Source organism: Schinkia acidoalkalinis (assembly GCF_054301215.1).
Map to the genome: position 1 here is coordinate 567,781 of NZ_CP182573.1, position 17,188 is coordinate 584,968.

Below are 17,188 nucleotides of genomic sequence, written 5' to 3' on the forward strand. Positions count from 1 at the left end.
CGCAGCTCCTTCTTTTTTTATGATTGTTCCTGTTTTTCTTTTTGTTCTTTAAGTACGGCTTTTCTAGAAAGATTAATTCTTCCTTGCTTATCGATTTCAGTTACTTTTACGAGTAACTCATCACCAATTGATACAACATCTTCAACTTTACCAACGCGCTCTTCTGCCAACTCGGAGATATGAACAAGTCCATCTTTACCGTGGAATATTTCTACAAAAGCACCGAATTTTTCAATTCGTTTTACTTTTCCTAGATACATTTGACCAACTTCAACTTCACGGACGATATCTTCAATAATTTTCTTTGCTTGTTGATTCTTATCCATATTTGGGGACGCAATGAAAACTGTACCATCCTGTTCAATATCAATTTTAACGCCGGTTTCTTCAATAATTTTATTAATCTGTTTACCACCAGGACCAATGACGTCACGGATTTTGTCGGGATTAATAGTCATTGTTAAGATTTTTGGTGCGTATTGCGATAACTCATGACGTGGTGCAGAAATCGTTTCCATCATATGATTTAGAATCTGCATCCGACCTTTTTTCGCTTGTGTAAGTGCTTCTGCTAGGATTTCACGCGATAAACCATCAATCTTAATATCCATTTGCAATGCTGTTACACCCGTACTTGTTCCGGCAACTTTAAAGTCCATATCGCCAAGATGGTCTTCCATCCCTTGAATATCTGTTAACACTGTATAGTCATCACCTGATTTTACAAGTCCCATCGCAATACCGGCAACAGGTGCTTTAATTGGCACACCAGCATCCATCATGGCAAGCGTACTACCACAAATACTTGCTTGGGATGTTGACCCATTTGATTCAAGCACCTCTGATACACAACGAATCGTGTATGGAAAATCTTTTTCAGAAGGAATGACAGGCTCTAATGCACGTTCACCTAATGCACCATGTCCAATTTCACGACGGCCTGGTCCTCGAATTGGTCCTGTTTCCCCTACACTGAATTGTGGGAAATTATAGTGATGCATAAAGCGCTTAGATTCTTCGACACCTAAACCATCCAAAATTTGCACATCGCCTAAAGCCCCAAGGGTACAAATGCTTAGTGCCTGAGTTTGTCCGCGTGTAAACAGACCAGACCCATGTGTTCTAGGCAGCAATCCAACCTCAGATGATAAAGGACGGATTTCATCAATTTTACGTCCATCTGGTCGAATTTTTTCTTTAGTAATCAAGCGACGAACTTCTTCTTTCACAAGCTTGTACATGATTTCTTCCAATTGCCCCAATGTACCTTCAGGAAGGTCTTCACGCTCTTCATACTTCGCTTTCACATTTGCTTTTACTGCGCTGATTGCATCCTCGCGGGCATGCTTTTCAGCAACCTGAACCGCTTTTTTAATGTCCTCTTCCGCTAATCCACGGACTTCCGCTTCAAGCTCAGCGTCAACTTCATAAAGGGCAACTTCCATTTTTTCTTTTCCAACTTGCTTAACAATTTCTTCTTGGAAAGCAATCAGCTTCTTAATTTCTTCATGCCCAAACATAATCGCTTCAAGCATCGTTTCTTCTGGAACTTCTTTGGCACCTGCCTCAACCATGTTGATGGCATCTTTCGTACCGGCTACAACTAAATGGATATCACTTTTTTCCTCTTGTTCCACTGTCGGATTAATGATAAATTCATTGTCGATACGTCCAACTGTTACACCGGCAATCGGTCCTTCAAACGGAATATTAGAAATTGAAAGCGCTAATGATGAACCAAACATCGCTGCCATTTCTGATGAGCAATCTTGATCGACACTCATGACCATACTAATAACTTGAACTTCATTTCTAAATCCATCAGCAAATAGTGGTCGAATTGGACGGTCAATTAAACGGCTTGCTAATATTGCTTTTTCACTTGGTCGCCCTTCACGTTTAATAAAACCTCCAGGTATTTTACCTACAGCATATAAACGTTCTTCATAATTTACTGTTAAAGGAAAGAAATTTAAGCTTTTTGGTTCTTTCGATGCTGTTGCGGTGGATAAGACAGCCGTTTCCCCATAGCGTATCAAACAGGCTCCATTCGCCTGTTTGGCTAACTGTCCTGTTTCTACGGTTAGCTTACGGCCCGCCCAATCCATGGAGAAGGTTTGTTTTTTATTTTCCATGTATCAAGACCCCTTTCTTTACTATAATTCGGCTTAATTGCTTGCATTATTAATTTATTATCTGCTTAAGCGTATGTAATTATTTTTCGTTAATTAATTACCATTTAATTCCACTGATTTTAAGCTAATAAAAAAGCGGGAATACTCCCGCTTTTTTAAAATCTTATCGACGTAATCCTAGCCTTTGAATTAATTCACGGTAGCGCGTTACATCTTTATTACGTAGATAGTTAAGTAAATTACGACGTTTACCAACCATCTTTAAAAGACCACGACGTGAATGATGATCTTTCTTGTGAACACGTAAATGTCCATTCAAATTGTTAATCTCTTCTGTTAGGACAGCGATTTGAACTTCTGGAGAACCAGTATCGCTTTCATGAGTTTTATACTCACTGATAAGTTCTTGTTTACGTTCTTGTGTGATAGCCATCCTTTCACCTCCTCATTATCAATCCCCGATTACTGAGCAAGCGTTGGTGAATCGCATTGCCAAGCAATGGTTCTTATTCTTTTGCATATATAGAATACTATTATTTTAGACAAAATGCAAGTTTTTCTCCCTTAATTCCTCTAAGAAAGTGCGTTGCCTCATCCTTGTCACGTTGTATTTGTGAGATTAACTCTTCTACTGAATTAAATTTACGCTCAGATCTTATGTGTTTCATCCAGAGAATTTGAACTTCTTGATCATAAATCGATCCATCAAAATCAATAATATGAACTTCAATTGATAGTTTAACAGTAGCAGGGTCGTGAAATGTTGGTTTATACCCGATATTCAGGACACCATGATACCACTTTCCTAGTACATTAATGTAGACAGCATATACACCGGTGGAAGGTAAAATGTAATTGGCTGTATGCTGTATATTGGCTGTAGGAAATCCAATGGTCCTGCCCCGCCTTTCACCATGGATGACAGTCCCTTTTGTTTTATAATAGCGGCCCAGATAATTGGGAAGAAGATCTACCTTTCCATCTAGTATGAGTTCCCGAATTAAAGTTGAACTCACTTTCTCCTCATTTTCGACGACCTTTTCAACAACTGTCTGTGCAAATTGACCTCTTGAGTGGAAAGGTAGAGTTTCCATTGTCCCTTTTCCTAATCGACCATAGGTATAATCAAAGCCGGCGACTACATGCTTGGCATGTAACCCAATAATATATTGATCCACAAATTCCTGAGGCAATAGTTCTGCAAAAGAAGGTGTAAACTCGACAATAAACAAATAATCAATGCCAAGCTTCTCAATTTCTTCTATTTTATCATTAATCGATGTGATACATTGTGCGTGCTGACTGCTATTTCGTAAGATCACTGATGGATGCGGGTTAAACGTCATCACTGCACTTTTATAGCCATATTGTTCTGCTTTCTCTTTAACTGTTCTCATTACTTTCTGATGGCCAAGATGCATCCCATCAAAATAGCCTAATGCGATTGCAATGGGAGGAAGATCCTCTTCTCTAATGGAATGGGGATGTCTTAATTCAATCATTTTCATACTTTCTTTCACCTGCTTTATCCCGGACTATTCATTTCTAATAACCTTTTCCGGTTTCATAACCCCTTCTTTTGTAGGGTGTGGCTGATAGATTGCAATACATTCATTATTTTTATTTACTAAAACAAGCCTGTCAATGCCTTTCCATTGGTCGGGTATCATGAGAACTTGTCCATTTTTTACTCGCATTTCTAGTTTTTCATTAATTTCGAATTTCGTCAAATGGGAAAGTGCTCTCTCCAAGGGAAATAATTCCAAAGAGCCTTTTTCAAACCTTTCAGAAATGTCATCAAAGCTTAAACAATCGTTGACTGTAAAGCTACCTGATGCTACCCTGGTTAAATTCGACATATGTGCCGGGTATCCAAGTGTTTTCCCAATGTCAACCGCTAATGTACGGACATAGGTACCTTTCGATGCTTTAACATAGAATCGAAAGGTGTTTTGCTCCTTATCAATAAAATCAAAGGGGTCCAATAATGTGAGTTCGTAAATATTAATCGTACGCTTTGGCCGTTCCACTTCTATTCCTTGACGAGCATATTCATACAGACGTTTACCATTCACTTTTACAGCTGAATACATCGGTGGGACCTGAACAATTTGACCATGAAATTGGTTTAATACTGCTTGAATTTCTTGAATAGAAATTCTGCCAGTAATATGCTTTTCCTCAATGATTTCACCTGAGGCATCCTCCGTAGTTGTTGCCGTTCCAATCGACACTTCCCCTTCATAGGCTTTAGGTGACTCTGTTAAATATTCTGCTACCTTTGTTGCTCGTCCAATACAGATGGGTAGAACTCCATCAACGTCAGGGTCTAATGTACCTGTATGGCCAATTTTTTTTGTTTTCAATATTTTTCTTAATTTAAAAACACAATCATGTGAAGTCATCCCTCTAGGCTTCCAAAGCGGCAGGATTCCATCCATTTTATGCCACCTCCAATCTTAGAAAAAGGATAGACATATGTCTATCCTTGATTTAGTGCTCTTCATTTTCCTTGTGTAGCTGTTCAATCAACGTTTCAATCCGATTTCCGTATTCAATCGACTCATCGAATTCAAAAGAAATCTCAGGCGTTTTTCTTAAACGGATTCTTTTTCCTATTTCGGAACGGATAAAACCATTTGCCTTCGCAAGAGCGGTTAATGTATTTTGCTTTTGCTCATCATCACCAAGGACAGTAATGTATACTTTTGCTTGTTGCAGGTCACCTGTTACATGGACATCTGTAACAGTAACAAAACCAATACGAGGGTCTTTGATTTTGCGTCCGATAATTTCACTTAATTCCTTTTTCATCTGTTCTCCGACTCTTGTAGAACGAATATTACTCATATAATCCACCTCGCCTAAAACCAGTCTACTGTTGTAACTGTCCGTTCATTTTCAGGAAACGAACACATCCGATTATTTACGTTCAATTTCCTGCATAACGTAAGCCTCGATAATGTCGCCTTCTTTAATATCATTAAAGTTCTTGATTGTCATTCCGCATTCATAGCCTTGTGCTACCTCTTTAGCATCATCTTTGAAACGTTTTAAAGTGTCGACTTCACCTTCGAAAATAACAACTCCATCACGTACAAGACGGATGCCAGAATCACGGGTAATCTTTCCATCGGTCACATAACAGCCTGCAATCGTACCAACTTTAGACACCTTAAATGTCTCACGTACCTCTGCTTGACCGATGACTTTTTCTTCAAATTCAGGATCAAGCATCCCCTTCATCGCTGCTTCAATCTCTTCTATCGCTTTGTAGATGATACGGTGCAAGCGAATATCAACGTTCTCAGATTCTGCCGTCTTTTTCGCATTCACATCAGGACGGACATTGAAGCCAATAATGATGGCATTGGAAGCGGAAGCTAAAATGACGTCTGATTCAGTAATCGCACCTACACCAGTATGGATGATTTTAACTTTGACCCCTTCGACATCAATCTTTTGTAAGGAAGATGACATCGCTTCTGCTGAACCGTGAACGTCAGCTTTGACAATAAGGTTAATTTCTTTCATTTCACCTTGTTTAATGTGTTCAAATAAGTCCTCGAGGCTCACTTTGTTACGCTCGCTGCGTTGTTCTTCGATTTGCTTTTGAGCACGAGCTTCCCCAACCTGACGAGCTTTCTTTTCGTCCTCAAAAACGATAAAGCGGTCACCGGCACTTGGTACTTCATGTAAACCGGTAATCTCAACCGGTGTTGAAGGAGAGGCTGTTTTTACACGGCGTCCTAAATCATTGACCATAGCGCGGACGCGTCCAAACGTATTGCCGACAACGATCGGATCGCCGACTTTTAATGTTCCATTTTGGACTAGAAGTGTTGCAACCGGTCCTTTTCCTTTATCAAGATTAGCTTCAATGACGGTACCAACCGCAAGTCTTTCCAAATTGGCTTTATATTCTTCAACTTCACTTACAAGTAAAATCATTTCTAAAAGTTCATCAATTCCCTGGCCTTTAAGTGCAGAAAGCATTACGAAGATGGTATCCCCGCCCCACGCTTCAGGAATCAGGTTAAATTCGGTCAACTCTTGCATTACGCGATCAGGATTGGCACCCTCTTTGTCGATTTTGTTGACAGCAACGATAATAGGTACACCTGCTGCTTTAGCATGGTTGATTGCTTCTTTCGTTTGCGGCATAACACCATCATCAGCTGCCACAACTAGTATCGTAATATCAGTTATACTTGCACCACGAGCACGCATCGTTGTAAATGCTTCATGTCCTGGTGTGTCAAGGAAGGTAATTTTCTTACCATTGACTTCAACTTGATAGGCACCGATATGCTGCGTAATTCCACCTGCTTCGCCTGCAGCAACCTTCGCATGACGAATGGAATCTAATAAAGTTGTTTTCCCGTGGTCAACGTGACCCATGATTGTAACGACTGGCGGACGTTCTACTAAATCTTCAGGCTTATCCTCAACAACATAGCTATCAAGATCATTCATATCAAGAACGATTTCTTTTTCTACTTCAACACCAAATTCTGAAGCAAGTAATTCAATTGTATCATCGTCTAAATCCTGATTAATTGTTGCCATTACACCCAGCATCATTAACTTTTTAATAATTTCAGATGGTTCTTTGCCTAATTTTTTAGCAAGTTCACCAACAGTTAGTGAGCCTTCATATTTAACAACTTTAACAGTATCTTCCTTTTTGGCAGCTGGCTGATGTGTTGGCTGTTTTTGTTGTTGTTGCTGTTGTTGCTGAGAACCTCTTCTATTTTTAGGATTTTGCTTGGCTTTTTCAGGTGCCTTATCCTTATCTTTATCCGTTTTAGCTTTAATTTTTTTCGGGCCCTTCGCCTTATTTTTAGCATTGAATTCATAATCCTCATCATCGGAAGGCATTTTATCTTCTAATTCTTCGTTTTCTGTGATTGCCACACTTGTTTCCCTCTTACCATTATTTTGTTCAGGCTTCTGTTTTTTATCGTCGTTTTTCTTAACATTTGCCTGAGATTTATTGCCCGTAAAAGCTGTATCTAAAACTTTTATTGCTTCTTCATCAATCATTGACATATGGTTTGCTACCTCAATATTATTTTCTGTTAATTTATTAATAATTTCTTTACTTGATTTATTATGCTGTTTTGCATATTCGTATACACGCATTTTACTCATACGTTCACCCCCAAGAAAATTAATCGAGCAACTCCACTAATTTCTTTGCAAAACCATTATCTAAAACGGCCACGACAACACGTGCGTCTTTTCCAATAGCCTGACCTAACAAATATCGGTCGGTAACACTTTTCAATGGGATTTGATAAAAAAGACATTTATCGGTAATTTTCTTAGTTGTATTAAAAGAAGCATCAGACGACAAAATCACCAGTTTGGCTTTGCCTTTTCGGATTTCCTTTAATACTAATTCTTCCCCTGATGTTAGTTGACCTGCTCGATTGGTAAGACCTAATAAAGACATCCAGCGATCTTGATTCAAGCTATTTTTGCTCCTTCTCAACAAAATCAAGGATTTCATCGTAAAATGACTCTGGTATTTTTACATCCAAGTGATGTTCAAGAATATTTTTCTTTTTCGCAAGTAGGATACATTCCTTATCTTTGCTTAAGTATGCGCCTCTACCTGATTTCTTTCCAGTCGGGTCAATGGAAACTTCCCCTTCTTTGGATCTTACGATGCGAAGAAGATCGCGTTTTGGCTTCATTTCTTGACTTGCAATGCATTTGCGTAACGGTACTTTCCGAGTCTTCATCCGGATCACCCCTACTCCTATTCTTGATCTACATTATCTTCGCTAGAAAGATCTTCATTTGAGTCAATTTTTTCATAATCGCCTTCAGAACCATCTTGTACTGCAAAAAGCGGCTCCTCTGTAGTTTCTTCATCTAATAGCCCTTGTGCTTTCGCTTCAGTTAAACTTTTAATATCAATCTTCCAGCCTGTTAATTTCGCAGCTAAACGAGCATTTTGACCGCGTTTTCCGATTGCAAGTGAAAGCTGGTAATCAGGTACAATCACTGTTGTTGCTTTTTCCTCTTCATCAACCATAACCTTTACGACTTGTGAAGGACTTAAGGCGTTTGCAACATATTCAACCGGATCTTTTGACCAGCGTACAATATCAATTTTTTCACCTTTTAATTCGTTTACAATCGCTTGTACACGTTGACCCTTTTGTCCAACACATGAACCCACTGGATCCACTTCAGTATTATCGGAATGAACGGCAATTTTGGAACGGTCGCCTGCTTCGCGGGATACAGATTTTATTTCAACTGTACCATCGTATATTTCCGGAACTTCAATTTCAAATAATCGTTTTAATAGCCCAGGATGTGTTCTTGATACAAAAATTTGTGGACCCTTCGTTGTCTTTTCAACCTTTGTGATGAAAACTTTAATACGATCATGCGGTTTATATGTTTCGTTTGGCATTTGTTCACTGACTGGCAGGAGCGCCTCAATTTTCCCAAGATTAACATAGATAAATCTGGAATCTTGTCGTTGCACAATGCCGGTCATGATGTCTTCTTCACGATCAATGTACTCAGAATAGATAACACCTCTTTCGGCTTCACGGACACGCTGAGTAACAACTTGCTTAGCTGTTTGCGCAGCGATACGGCCAAAATCTTTAGGTGTTACTTCAATTTCCACAACATCCTCAATCTCATAATTAGGATTGATTTTTTTTGCCTCTTCATAAGAAATTTCTAATCTTGGGTCAAATACTTCTTCAACAACTTCTTTTCTTGCAAAAACACGCATCGTGCCTGTTGCCGGATTCACATCAACACGCACATTTTGTGCTGAATTAAAATTGCGCTTATAGGCTGAAATTAAAGCGGCCTCAATCGCATCTAATAAAACATCTTTACTAATGCCTTTTTCTTTTTCAAGTAAAATTAAGGCATCTAATAATTCACTACTCATTGTTTTCTCCCCTTTAAAATAGTCAATCCGATAGTTTTAGTGGAAGGTAACAGCTAGTCTGGCACTAGCAATCTTTTGGTACGGAATTTCAAATTGCTTTCTTCTTGTTTTTATTAAGACCTCAATGATGACGGTATCGCCATCAAATGAAAGCAGCTTGCCTTCAAAAATCTTTTCATTTTCAATTGGCTCGTATGTTTTAATATGCACCTGTTTGCCAATCGCCTTCTTGATATCATCAGGCTTTTTTAAGGGCCGTTCAGCACCTGGTGAAGAAACTTCCAAAAAGTATGGATATGTAATTGGATCTATTTCATCCAGCTTTTCACTAAGTTTTTCACTAACTTTTCCACAATCTTCAATATCGATTCCTTTATCTGAATCAATAAATACTCGAAGATACCAATTCTTGCCTTCCTTAACAAATTCAATATCAACCAGTTCTAAATTCATCTCAGAGAGTATTGGCAGAACAAGTTCTTCCGTGACCTCTGTTACTTTTTTACTCATATTTAACCTCCTAATCGTGAGAATATCCTCAAGCGCGAGAGATGTAACTAATTGATATAAAATTCCCTGCTTAGTAAGCAGGGACAAGTTAAAAATACGTCTTAAGAAGTCATTGAAAACAAAAGAGCGGGTTTTAGCCCACTCTTAATCATTTACCAGTATTTTTCGTATCGCCGAATAAAATATACCATATTAATCAAGGTTTTGCAAGGTAAGAACATTTAGCCTAAAACAGAGACAGTTGATTTTGATCTGGTAGCCCTTCAAGACATCCTTGTTGTTCAAGATATTCAAGCACCGTTTTAGAAATTTTACTTCGTTGCTGCAGGTCTTCCTTTGATAAAAATTCGCCTTCCGCGCGAGCTTTTACAATATTGATAGCCGCATTTGTACCTAAGCCAGGAATAGAATTAAATGGCGGTATTAATGTATTGCCTTCAACAATAAATTCGGAGGCACTGGAACGGTATAAATCTATTTTCTGGAATGAATAGCCTCTTTCACACATTTCTAACGCTAATTCCATTACCGTTTGCAAGTTCTTTTCCTTTGTTGAGGCATCTAAGCCTTTTGCGCTGATTTCTTCAATCCGGCTCCGGATTGCATTGCTTCCTTTTACCATCGCATCGACATCAAAATCATCGGCACGAACAGTAAAATAAGCAGCATAAAAAAGAATTGGAAAATGCACTTTAAAATAAGCAATCCGTACCGCCATTAAAACATAGGCTGCGGCATGGGCTTTCGGGAACATATATTTTATTTTTAAGCATGAATCGATATACCAATCCGGGACCTTGTTTTTCTTCATCTCTTCGATGAATTCATCTGTTAAACCTTTCCCTTTACGCACGGATTCCATTATTTTAAAGGCTAAAGATGGATCAAGCCCTTTATAAATTAAATACACCATGATATCGTCACGACAGCCGATTACTTCACTTAATGTACATGTTCCATTTTGAATCAACTCGTTTGCGTTGTTTAACCATACGTCCGTTCCATGTGATAAACCTGAAATCTGCACTAGCTCTGAGAAAGTGCTTGGTTTTGTATCCTCAAGCATCTGACGTACAAACTTTGTACCAAATTCCGGGATTCCGAGTGTCCCGGTTTTACACATGATTTGCTCCTCAGTTACGCCAATCGATTCAGGCCCTGAGAAAATTTTCATTACCTCTGGATCATCGGTTGGGATTGTTTTCGGGTCAATCCCACTTAAATCCTGAAGCATCCGAATCACCGTCGGGTCATCGTGTCCAAGTATATCGAGCTTCAGCACATTATCATGGATGGAATGGAAATCAAAATGAGTTGTTCTCCATTCCGCATCGACATCATCTGCTGGATATTGAATTGGTGAAAAATCAAACACATCCATATAATCCGGAATAACGATAATTCCCCCTGGATGCTGGCCCGTCGTTCTTTTTACACCGGTACACCCGGCAGCAAGTCGCTCTACCTCAGCATTCCTAAACGTTAAATTATGATCAGACGCATATCCTTTTACATAACCAAAAGCCGTCTTATCAGCAACCGTGCCAATTGTACCAGCGCGATACACATTATCCTCACCAAACAGTACCTTCGTGTAGTTATGGGCCCGTGGCTGATAATCCCCCGAGAAATTCAAGTCAATATCCGGAACCTTGTCCCCTTTAAAACCTAAGAACGTTTCAAACGGAATATCATGTCCGTCTTTCTTATATTCCGTGCCACAATTAGGACAGTTTTTATCAGGCAAGTCAAATCCTGACCCAACGGAGCCATCATTAAAAAATTCGGAGTGCTTGCATTTTGGGCAGATATAATGCGGCGGCAATGCATTCACTTCTGTAATCTCGGTCATTGTTGCAACAAACGAAGAACCTACAGATCCCCGTGAGCCAACAAGATAGCCATCATTCAGCGACTTTTTAACAAGCTTATGAGCAATCAAATAAATAACCGCAAAGCCATGGCCGATAATACTTTTTAATTCTTTTTCAAGTCTTGCTTCTATAATTTCAGGTAGGTTGTCGCCGTAGATAAGCCGTGCCCGCTGGTAACTCATTTCGCGGATTTCTTCTTCGGCCCCTTCAATTTTAGGCGTATATAACTCGTCCTTTATCGGTTTTATTTCATCAATTAAATCGGCAATTTTTTTTGTGTTTGTTACGACGACTTCCTTCGCTTTTTCCTCACCTAAAAAGGCCATACAGTCAAGCATTTCATTCGTAGTCCGGAAATAAACAAGCGGCTGCGTTTGTTTATTGAGCGGATTTCCGCCTTGAGACGCAATTAGTATTTTTCGATAAATATGATCTTCTTTATTTAAGTAATGGACGTTGCCTGTCGCTACGACTAATTTGCCCATCTTTTCGCCAAGCTTTACAATATTTTTCAAAATACTTTGAAGAGCTTGTTCATTTCGAACAAGTTCTTTTTCAATTAGATGATAATAATTTGAAGGCGGCTGTATTTCCAGATAGTCATAAAACTCAGCAATTTCTTCCGCCTCTTCCGGCGATTTTTGCATCATCGCTTCGAATACTTCCCCTTTATCACAACCAGAGCCAACAATGAGGCCCTCACGATATTTTGTGAGTAGTGACCTTGGAATTCTTGGAACGCGATAGTAATAATCAATATGTGAAAAAGAAACTAACTTAAAAAGATTCTTTAAGCCAACGTCATTTTTAGCAAAAACGATGCAGTGGGATGGCCGTGACCGTTTATAAGCTCCAGATTGCCCCATGTTTTCATTTAACTCATCATGATATAGGATGCCCTTCTCCTCGCTATCCTTCAGCATTTTTATTAATAAATAGCCGGTAGCTTCGGCATCATAGATTGCGCGGTGATGCTGGGTTAATTCAATATCAAACCTTTTACAAAGTGTATTTAAACGGTGATTTTTTAACTCTGGATACAAATATCTTCCTAGTTCGAGTGTATCAATAACCGGATTCGCCGCTTTTTTATCACCAATCTTTTTCAGTCCCATGTTATAAAAGCCCATATCAAAGCTCGCGTTATGGGCAACTAAAATATCATCGCCAACCCAATCTTTAAATTGTTTAATAACAATCTCAATATCAGGTGCGTCCTTTACCATATCATCCGTGATTCCTGTCAACTCAATAGTTGTTGCTGAGAGTGGATGATGCGGATTGGCAAATGCCTCAAAGCGGTCAATAATTTCACCATTTCTTATCTTTACTGCAGCCAATTCAATAATCGTGTCGTATACAGCAGAAAGACCAGTTGTTTCCACGTCAAAAACGATATACGTATCATCACTTAATAGCCGATGGCTAGGGTTGTAAGCAATTGGCACCCCGTCATCGACGAGATTAGCTTCCAATCCGTATAGGATTTTGACACCATTTTTTTTACCGGCCGCAAAAGCTTCCGGGAACGATTGAGCAACGGCATGGTCTGTTACCGCAATAGCTTCATGCCCCCATTTTTTAGCTTGTTTTACTAAATCTGAAATCGGTGTAACAGCATCCATTTGACTCATTGGGGTATGAAGATGTAGCTCCACCCGTTTTTCCTCAGCCGTATCTTCGCGCTCATTCGGCGTCATTTCATTAATATCTTGTGCCATCATCACAAGGTCACGGACAAATGTATCCATTTGAATGCCACCGCGGACCTTGACCCACATTCCTTTTTTAATAGCTGATAGCAATGAAACATCATCTTTATCACGGGAAAATACTTTAATCATCAATGAATCGGTGTAATCGGTGATTTTAAAGGTCAACAACGACCTTCCGCTACGCAGCTCTTTAATTTCGCTGAAAAATACATAACCCTGGATGGTAATGCGTCGCTCTTCCTCTTGAATCTCTTTAATTGGAACAGCTTCATCCTTAATGGTATAGCCAATCGTAACCGGACCTGTTGGGACTTCCTTCTCTTCTTGATTGGACTTTTTATTTTGTTCCGAGAAGACTAAGGCCTCCAACATTTTCGTACGATCTTCTTGTTCAGTCTGATCTTTAAACTTAATAAAATCTTCTTTTGACTGCACAGTTTCAGTTTCGATTGTAAAGTGTGGAAATCCCAAAGATTGAAAAATCACCGTAAATTGATCCTGTTTATTTTTTACAGTGACGGCCTCAGGATCATTACGAACATTGATTAAAAGTTTATTGCCATGAATCCTTGGCTTTTGTTCTCTAAATAACGAAAGAAGGGATGGTGCAACACCTTCCAGCTGTTCAATCATATAAGTCCAATATTCTTCAAGTACATTTTCCGAAAAAACTGGTGCCTTGTAGGAAAATGCAAATGTCACATTCGCAATATGCTGAAACGTATTGATTAATTGGGATTTAAAAAATAAGAATACCTCAAGTGGTAAGTATGTTTGTATTCCAAATTCAAAATGCCATGTTTTTTTGCTGCGTTCAATCGTTACCTTTTCAATCCATGCATCTTGAAAATATGAATCTATTAATGATGAAGATATTGAAATTTGCTCTAATAATAGCTGAAAGCGTTCCTTTCTAATTGCTATGTCTTGAGACATTCATAATCCCCCCTAAAAACAAATAAAGGAAGGTACCTCGTGTAGAGAAGAGGTACCTTATGACTTTACTACAAAATTCTAATAGGATTTTAGTTTTTCTTTAACCACATCTAGTAAATTGTCGACTGAAACTTCAAGTACTTCGCCTGTTTTGCGAAGCTTTAATTCAACAATACCTTCTTCAGCCTTTTTACCAACTGTAATCCGAATCGGGAACCCAAATAGGTCTGAGTCCGCAAATTTTACGCCAGGGCGTTCATTGCGGTCATCATAAAGTACTGAAATCGATTCGCTGTTTAATTTATTATAAATCTGATCTGCTAGTTCTTTTTGTGATTCAGTTTTCATATTAATTGGAATAAGGTGCACTTCAAATGGTGCAACGGAAACCGGCCAAATGATGCCATTTTCATCATTATGCTGTTCAACGATGGCAGCAACTGTTCTAGAAACACCAATTCCATAACAACCCATAATCATTGGGTATGATTTTCCATTTTCGTCAAGATAGGTCGCCTTCATTTTTTCACTATAAACCGTACCTAATTTAAAGACATGTCCAACCTCAATCCCTCTTGCAAACTGAATTGTTCCATTTCCATCAGGTGATGGGTCACCTTCTTGGATAAAACGAAGATCTGCAAATTGACTTACTTTAAAGTCACGGTCAACATTTGCATTTATATAATGGAAATCTGTCTCATTTGCACCGCAAACCCCATTCACAACAGCCTGAACGGCATAATCAGCAATAACCTCCACATCTCTAGTTAAGCCAACTGGTCCGATGGAGCCGATTTCTGCTTTTAGAACAGTTGCTGTTTCCTCTGGTGTTGCCAGCTCTACGAATTTTGCCCCCATTAAATTTTTCACTTTAATATCATTGACTTCGTGGTCCCCACGGACAACGACTAATACAAATTTTTCATCAACTTTAAAGAGCAATGATTTTAAGCATTTCTCTTTAGGTACATTTAAGAACTGTGAAATTTCTTCGATTGTTTTTTGGTTTATTGTTTCAACCTTTTCTAATGGAGCTAAAGTTTCATTAGATTTTTCATATTGAACATGAACAGGCGCCATTTCGATATTTGCGGCAAATTCAGATTCATTGGAAAAGGCAATCGTGTCTTCCCCAACATCAGTTAGAACCATAAACTCTTGCGAATCCTTACCGCCAATCGACCCAGAGTCAGCGATAACAGCTCTGAAATTCAAACCACATCTTCTAAAAATATTTGAATAAGCCGTTCTCATGTCCTCGTAAGCCACATCCAAGCTTTCTTTTGAAGAATGGAAAGAATAAGCATCCTTCATGATAAATTCCCGGCCCCGGAGTAAACCAAAACGAGGACGAGCTTCATCACGGAATTTCGTTTGAATTTGATATAAAATAAGCGGAAGCTTTTTATATGAATTAATTTCGTCACGGACTAGTGATGTGACAACCTCTTCATGGGTTGGCCCAAGAGCAAAATCACGGGCGTGGCGGTCTTTTATTCTCATTAATTCGGAACCAAAATTATACCAACGACCTGTTTCTTGCCATAACTCAGCCGGCTGCAGAGTTGGCATTAACAATTCTGAGCCGCCGATAGCATCCATTTCTTCGCGGATGATTTGTTCCACTTTTTGTAAAACTCTTTTAGCCAATGGTAAATAACTGTATACACCAGAGGCATTTTGCCGCATGAAACCGGCTCTTAAAAGGAATTGATGACTTTTAATATCAGCATCTGCTGGTACATCTCTTAGTGTAGGAATAAGCATTTTACTTTGTTTCATTTTCGCACCTCTATTATAACAACAATTATTTAGTTTATTGAACGAGCAATTATAGGAAATATCTTTGAATATCATTCCAAGTTACTACAAGCATTAATAGCATGAGCAAAGCAAAGCCGATAAAGTGAACGATACCTTCTTTTTGTGGATCAATCGGTTTTCCGCGCACTGCTTCAATGCCAATAAAGAGAAGCCTACCACCATCTAAGGCTGGAAGAGGCAATAGATTCACAATCCCAAGGTTAATGCTTAAGATTGAAGCCCATCTCATTAGGTTATAAATGCCAGTTTGGACCACTTCATCTGTAAGACTATAGATTCCTACCGGACCTGAAAGGTCATCAATCGAGAATTGACCAACAATAAGCTGACTTAATCCAACAAGAATTTGCTTCGTCCAAAAATAAGTTTGATCGAAGCCATATACAACGGAGCCTAGAAATGATTTTTCAACTGCCGGGTAGACGCCGATATATCCGGTACCTTCTTTATCACGAATTTTCGGGGTTACCTCTAAATCCTTCTGATTACCACTGCGTTCAACTAAAAAATGCAATGGCTTATTTCCATTTTGTTGAATAATTTGTACCATTTCCTCCCAGTTGGTGATTGTATGATTATCAATTGATAAAACTTTATCGCCTTGTTTTAAACCAGCTGAAATGGCAGATCCATCTTTCGTTAATTCACCTAAAACCGGATCTTTAACAGGTGTTCCGATAAGGCTCCCTAAAATAACAAAAATTACTATTGCCAAGACAAAGTTCATCATTGGCCCTGCAAAAATTTGCATCGCCCGCTGTGGCACGGTCTTGGAAGCAAATTGTCGGTTGAAGGGGGCAATCTGCGTCTCTTGATCGTCAGATACTAACATTGCCCTTTCATCAATCTTAAATGTTTGCAATAGTTCATCATCTTGTTCATAGCCTGATATTGTCAATTGATAAACTAAATCGACATGTTCAACTTCGATTACTTTTGCATTTGGATATTTTGTTTTATTGTTTACAATTATTTTCGATACTTTATCGTTTTTCCCAAACACCAAGCCAACATTATAGCCAGGCTTGATCTCTACTAAATCCGGATCTTCACCCGCTACTCTTACAAATCCCCCCAATGGTAATAGTCGGATTGTATAAAGGGTTTCATTCCAGCGAAACGAAAAAACCTTTGGACCGAACCCAATTGCAAATTCACGACAAAGCATTCCTGCTCGTTTTGCAAATACTAAATGCCCTAGCTCATGAAAAAAAACAAGCGCACCAAAAATAATGACGAATGCAATTACCGTGTTCAAAT

At 38.9% G+C, this 17,188-nt stretch carries 13 protein-coding genes; all 13 read right to left on the bottom strand.

Going from position 1 to position 17,188, the window contains the following annotated elements:
* Positions 1–17: 17 nt before the first annotated feature.
* Positions 18–2,135 carry a polyribonucleotide nucleotidyltransferase gene (pnp, locus tag ACNQFZ_RS02895; RefSeq protein ID WP_458413856.1) on the bottom strand — a complete coding sequence of 706 codons (2,118 nt, stop codon included), beginning with the start codon at positions 2,133–2,135 and terminating at the stop codon, positions 18–20.
* A gap of 163 nt (positions 2,136–2,298) precedes the next feature.
* Complete coding sequence (rpsO, locus tag ACNQFZ_RS02900; RefSeq protein WP_458413857.1) at positions 2,299–2,568, bottom strand: 30S ribosomal protein S15; 270 nt, start codon at positions 2,566–2,568, stop codon at positions 2,299–2,301.
* A gap of 100 nt (positions 2,569–2,668) precedes the next feature.
* Positions 2,669–3,643 carry a bifunctional riboflavin kinase/FAD synthetase gene (gene ribF, locus ACNQFZ_RS02905; RefSeq protein ID WP_458413858.1) on the bottom strand — a complete coding sequence of 325 codons (975 nt, stop codon included), beginning with the start codon at positions 3,641–3,643 and terminating at the stop codon, positions 2,669–2,671.
* Between the two features lie 27 nt (positions 3,644–3,670).
* Entirely contained in the window at positions 3,671–4,576 is a 906-nt protein-coding gene (truB, locus tag ACNQFZ_RS02910; protein ID WP_458413859.1) for a tRNA pseudouridine(55) synthase TruB, read from the bottom strand.
* Between the two features lie 52 nt (positions 4,577–4,628).
* Positions 4,629–4,985, bottom strand: coding sequence for a 30S ribosome-binding factor RbfA (gene rbfA, locus ACNQFZ_RS02915; protein ID WP_458413860.1), 357 nt, complete (start codon positions 4,983–4,985; stop codon positions 4,629–4,631).
* A 72-nt stretch (positions 4,986–5,057) separates the two neighbouring features.
* Positions 5,058–7,289: a translation initiation factor IF-2 gene (infB, locus tag ACNQFZ_RS02920; protein WP_458413861.1), complete on the bottom strand. Its 2,232-nt coding sequence runs from the start codon at positions 7,287–7,289 to the stop codon at positions 5,058–5,060.
* 19 nt (positions 7,290–7,308) lie between these two features.
* Positions 7,309–7,611, bottom strand: a complete 303-nt coding sequence (locus tag ACNQFZ_RS02925; protein WP_458413862.1) for a YlxQ family RNA-binding protein — start codon at positions 7,609–7,611, stop codon at positions 7,309–7,311.
* 1 nt (position 7,612) lies between these two features.
* A complete protein-coding gene (gene rnpM / locus ACNQFZ_RS02930; RefSeq protein WP_458413863.1) occupies positions 7,613–7,885 on the bottom strand; it encodes an RNase P modulator RnpM in 273 nt (90 codons plus the stop codon).
* A 17-nt stretch (positions 7,886–7,902) separates the two neighbouring features.
* Positions 7,903–9,066, bottom strand: coding sequence for a transcription termination factor NusA (nusA, locus tag ACNQFZ_RS02935; protein ID WP_458413864.1), 1,164 nt, complete (start codon positions 9,064–9,066; stop codon positions 7,903–7,905).
* A 36-nt stretch (positions 9,067–9,102) separates the two neighbouring features.
* On the bottom strand, positions 9,103–9,576 hold the full coding sequence (rimP, locus tag ACNQFZ_RS02940; RefSeq protein ID WP_458413865.1) for a ribosome maturation factor RimP: 474 nt from the start codon (positions 9,574–9,576) through the stop codon (positions 9,103–9,105).
* A gap of 226 nt (positions 9,577–9,802) precedes the next feature.
* Positions 9,803–14,101: a PolC-type DNA polymerase III gene (locus ACNQFZ_RS02945; protein ID WP_458413866.1), complete on the bottom strand. Its 4,299-nt coding sequence runs from the start codon at positions 14,099–14,101 to the stop codon at positions 9,803–9,805.
* Between the two features lie 78 nt (positions 14,102–14,179).
* A complete protein-coding gene (locus ACNQFZ_RS02950; protein WP_458413867.1) occupies positions 14,180–15,886 on the bottom strand; it encodes a proline--tRNA ligase in 1,707 nt (568 codons plus the stop codon).
* 49 nt (positions 15,887–15,935) lie between these two features.
* Entirely contained in the window at positions 15,936–17,186 is a 1,251-nt protein-coding gene (gene rseP / locus ACNQFZ_RS02955) for an RIP metalloprotease RseP (RefSeq protein WP_458413868.1), read from the bottom strand.
* Positions 17,187–17,188 lie beyond the last annotated feature (2 nt).

Bases quoted from the DNA above. Each gene is read 5' to 3' on its own strand.
- rpsO (WP_458413857.1), bottom strand. From the start codon at position 2,568: ATGGCTATCACACAAGAACGTAAACAAGAACTTATCAGTGAGTATAAA.
- pnp (WP_458413856.1), bottom strand. From the start codon at position 2,135: ATGGAAAATAAAAAACAAACCTTCTCCATGGATTGGGCGGGCCGTAAG.
- ACNQFZ_RS02950 (WP_458413867.1), bottom strand. From the start codon at position 15,886: ATGAAACAAAGTAAAATGCTTATTCCTACACTAAGAGATGTACCAGCA.
- nusA (WP_458413864.1), bottom strand. From the start codon at position 9,066: ATGAGTAGTGAATTATTAGATGCCTTAATTTTACTTGAAAAAGAAAAA.
- rbfA (WP_458413860.1), bottom strand. From the start codon at position 4,985: ATGAGTAATATTCGTTCTACAAGAGTCGGAGAACAGATGAAAAAGGAA.
- rimP (WP_458413865.1), bottom strand. From the start codon at position 9,576: ATGAGTAAAAAAGTAACAGAGGTCACGGAAGAACTTGTTCTGCCAATA.
- rnpM (WP_458413863.1), bottom strand. From the start codon at position 7,885: ATGAAGACTCGGAAAGTACCGTTACGCAAATGCATTGCAAGTCAAGAA.
- ribF (WP_458413858.1), bottom strand. From the start codon at position 3,643: ATGAAAATGATTGAATTAAGACATCCCCATTCCATTAGAGAAGAGGAT.
- truB (WP_458413859.1), bottom strand. From the start codon at position 4,576: ATGGATGGAATCCTGCCGCTTTGGAAGCCTAGAGGGATGACTTCACAT.
- ACNQFZ_RS02945 (WP_458413866.1), bottom strand. From the start codon at position 14,101: ATGTCTCAAGACATAGCAATTAGAAAGGAACGCTTTCAGCTATTATTA.
- infB (WP_458413861.1), bottom strand. From the start codon at position 7,289: ATGAGTAAAATGCGTGTATACGAATATGCAAAACAGCATAATAAATCA.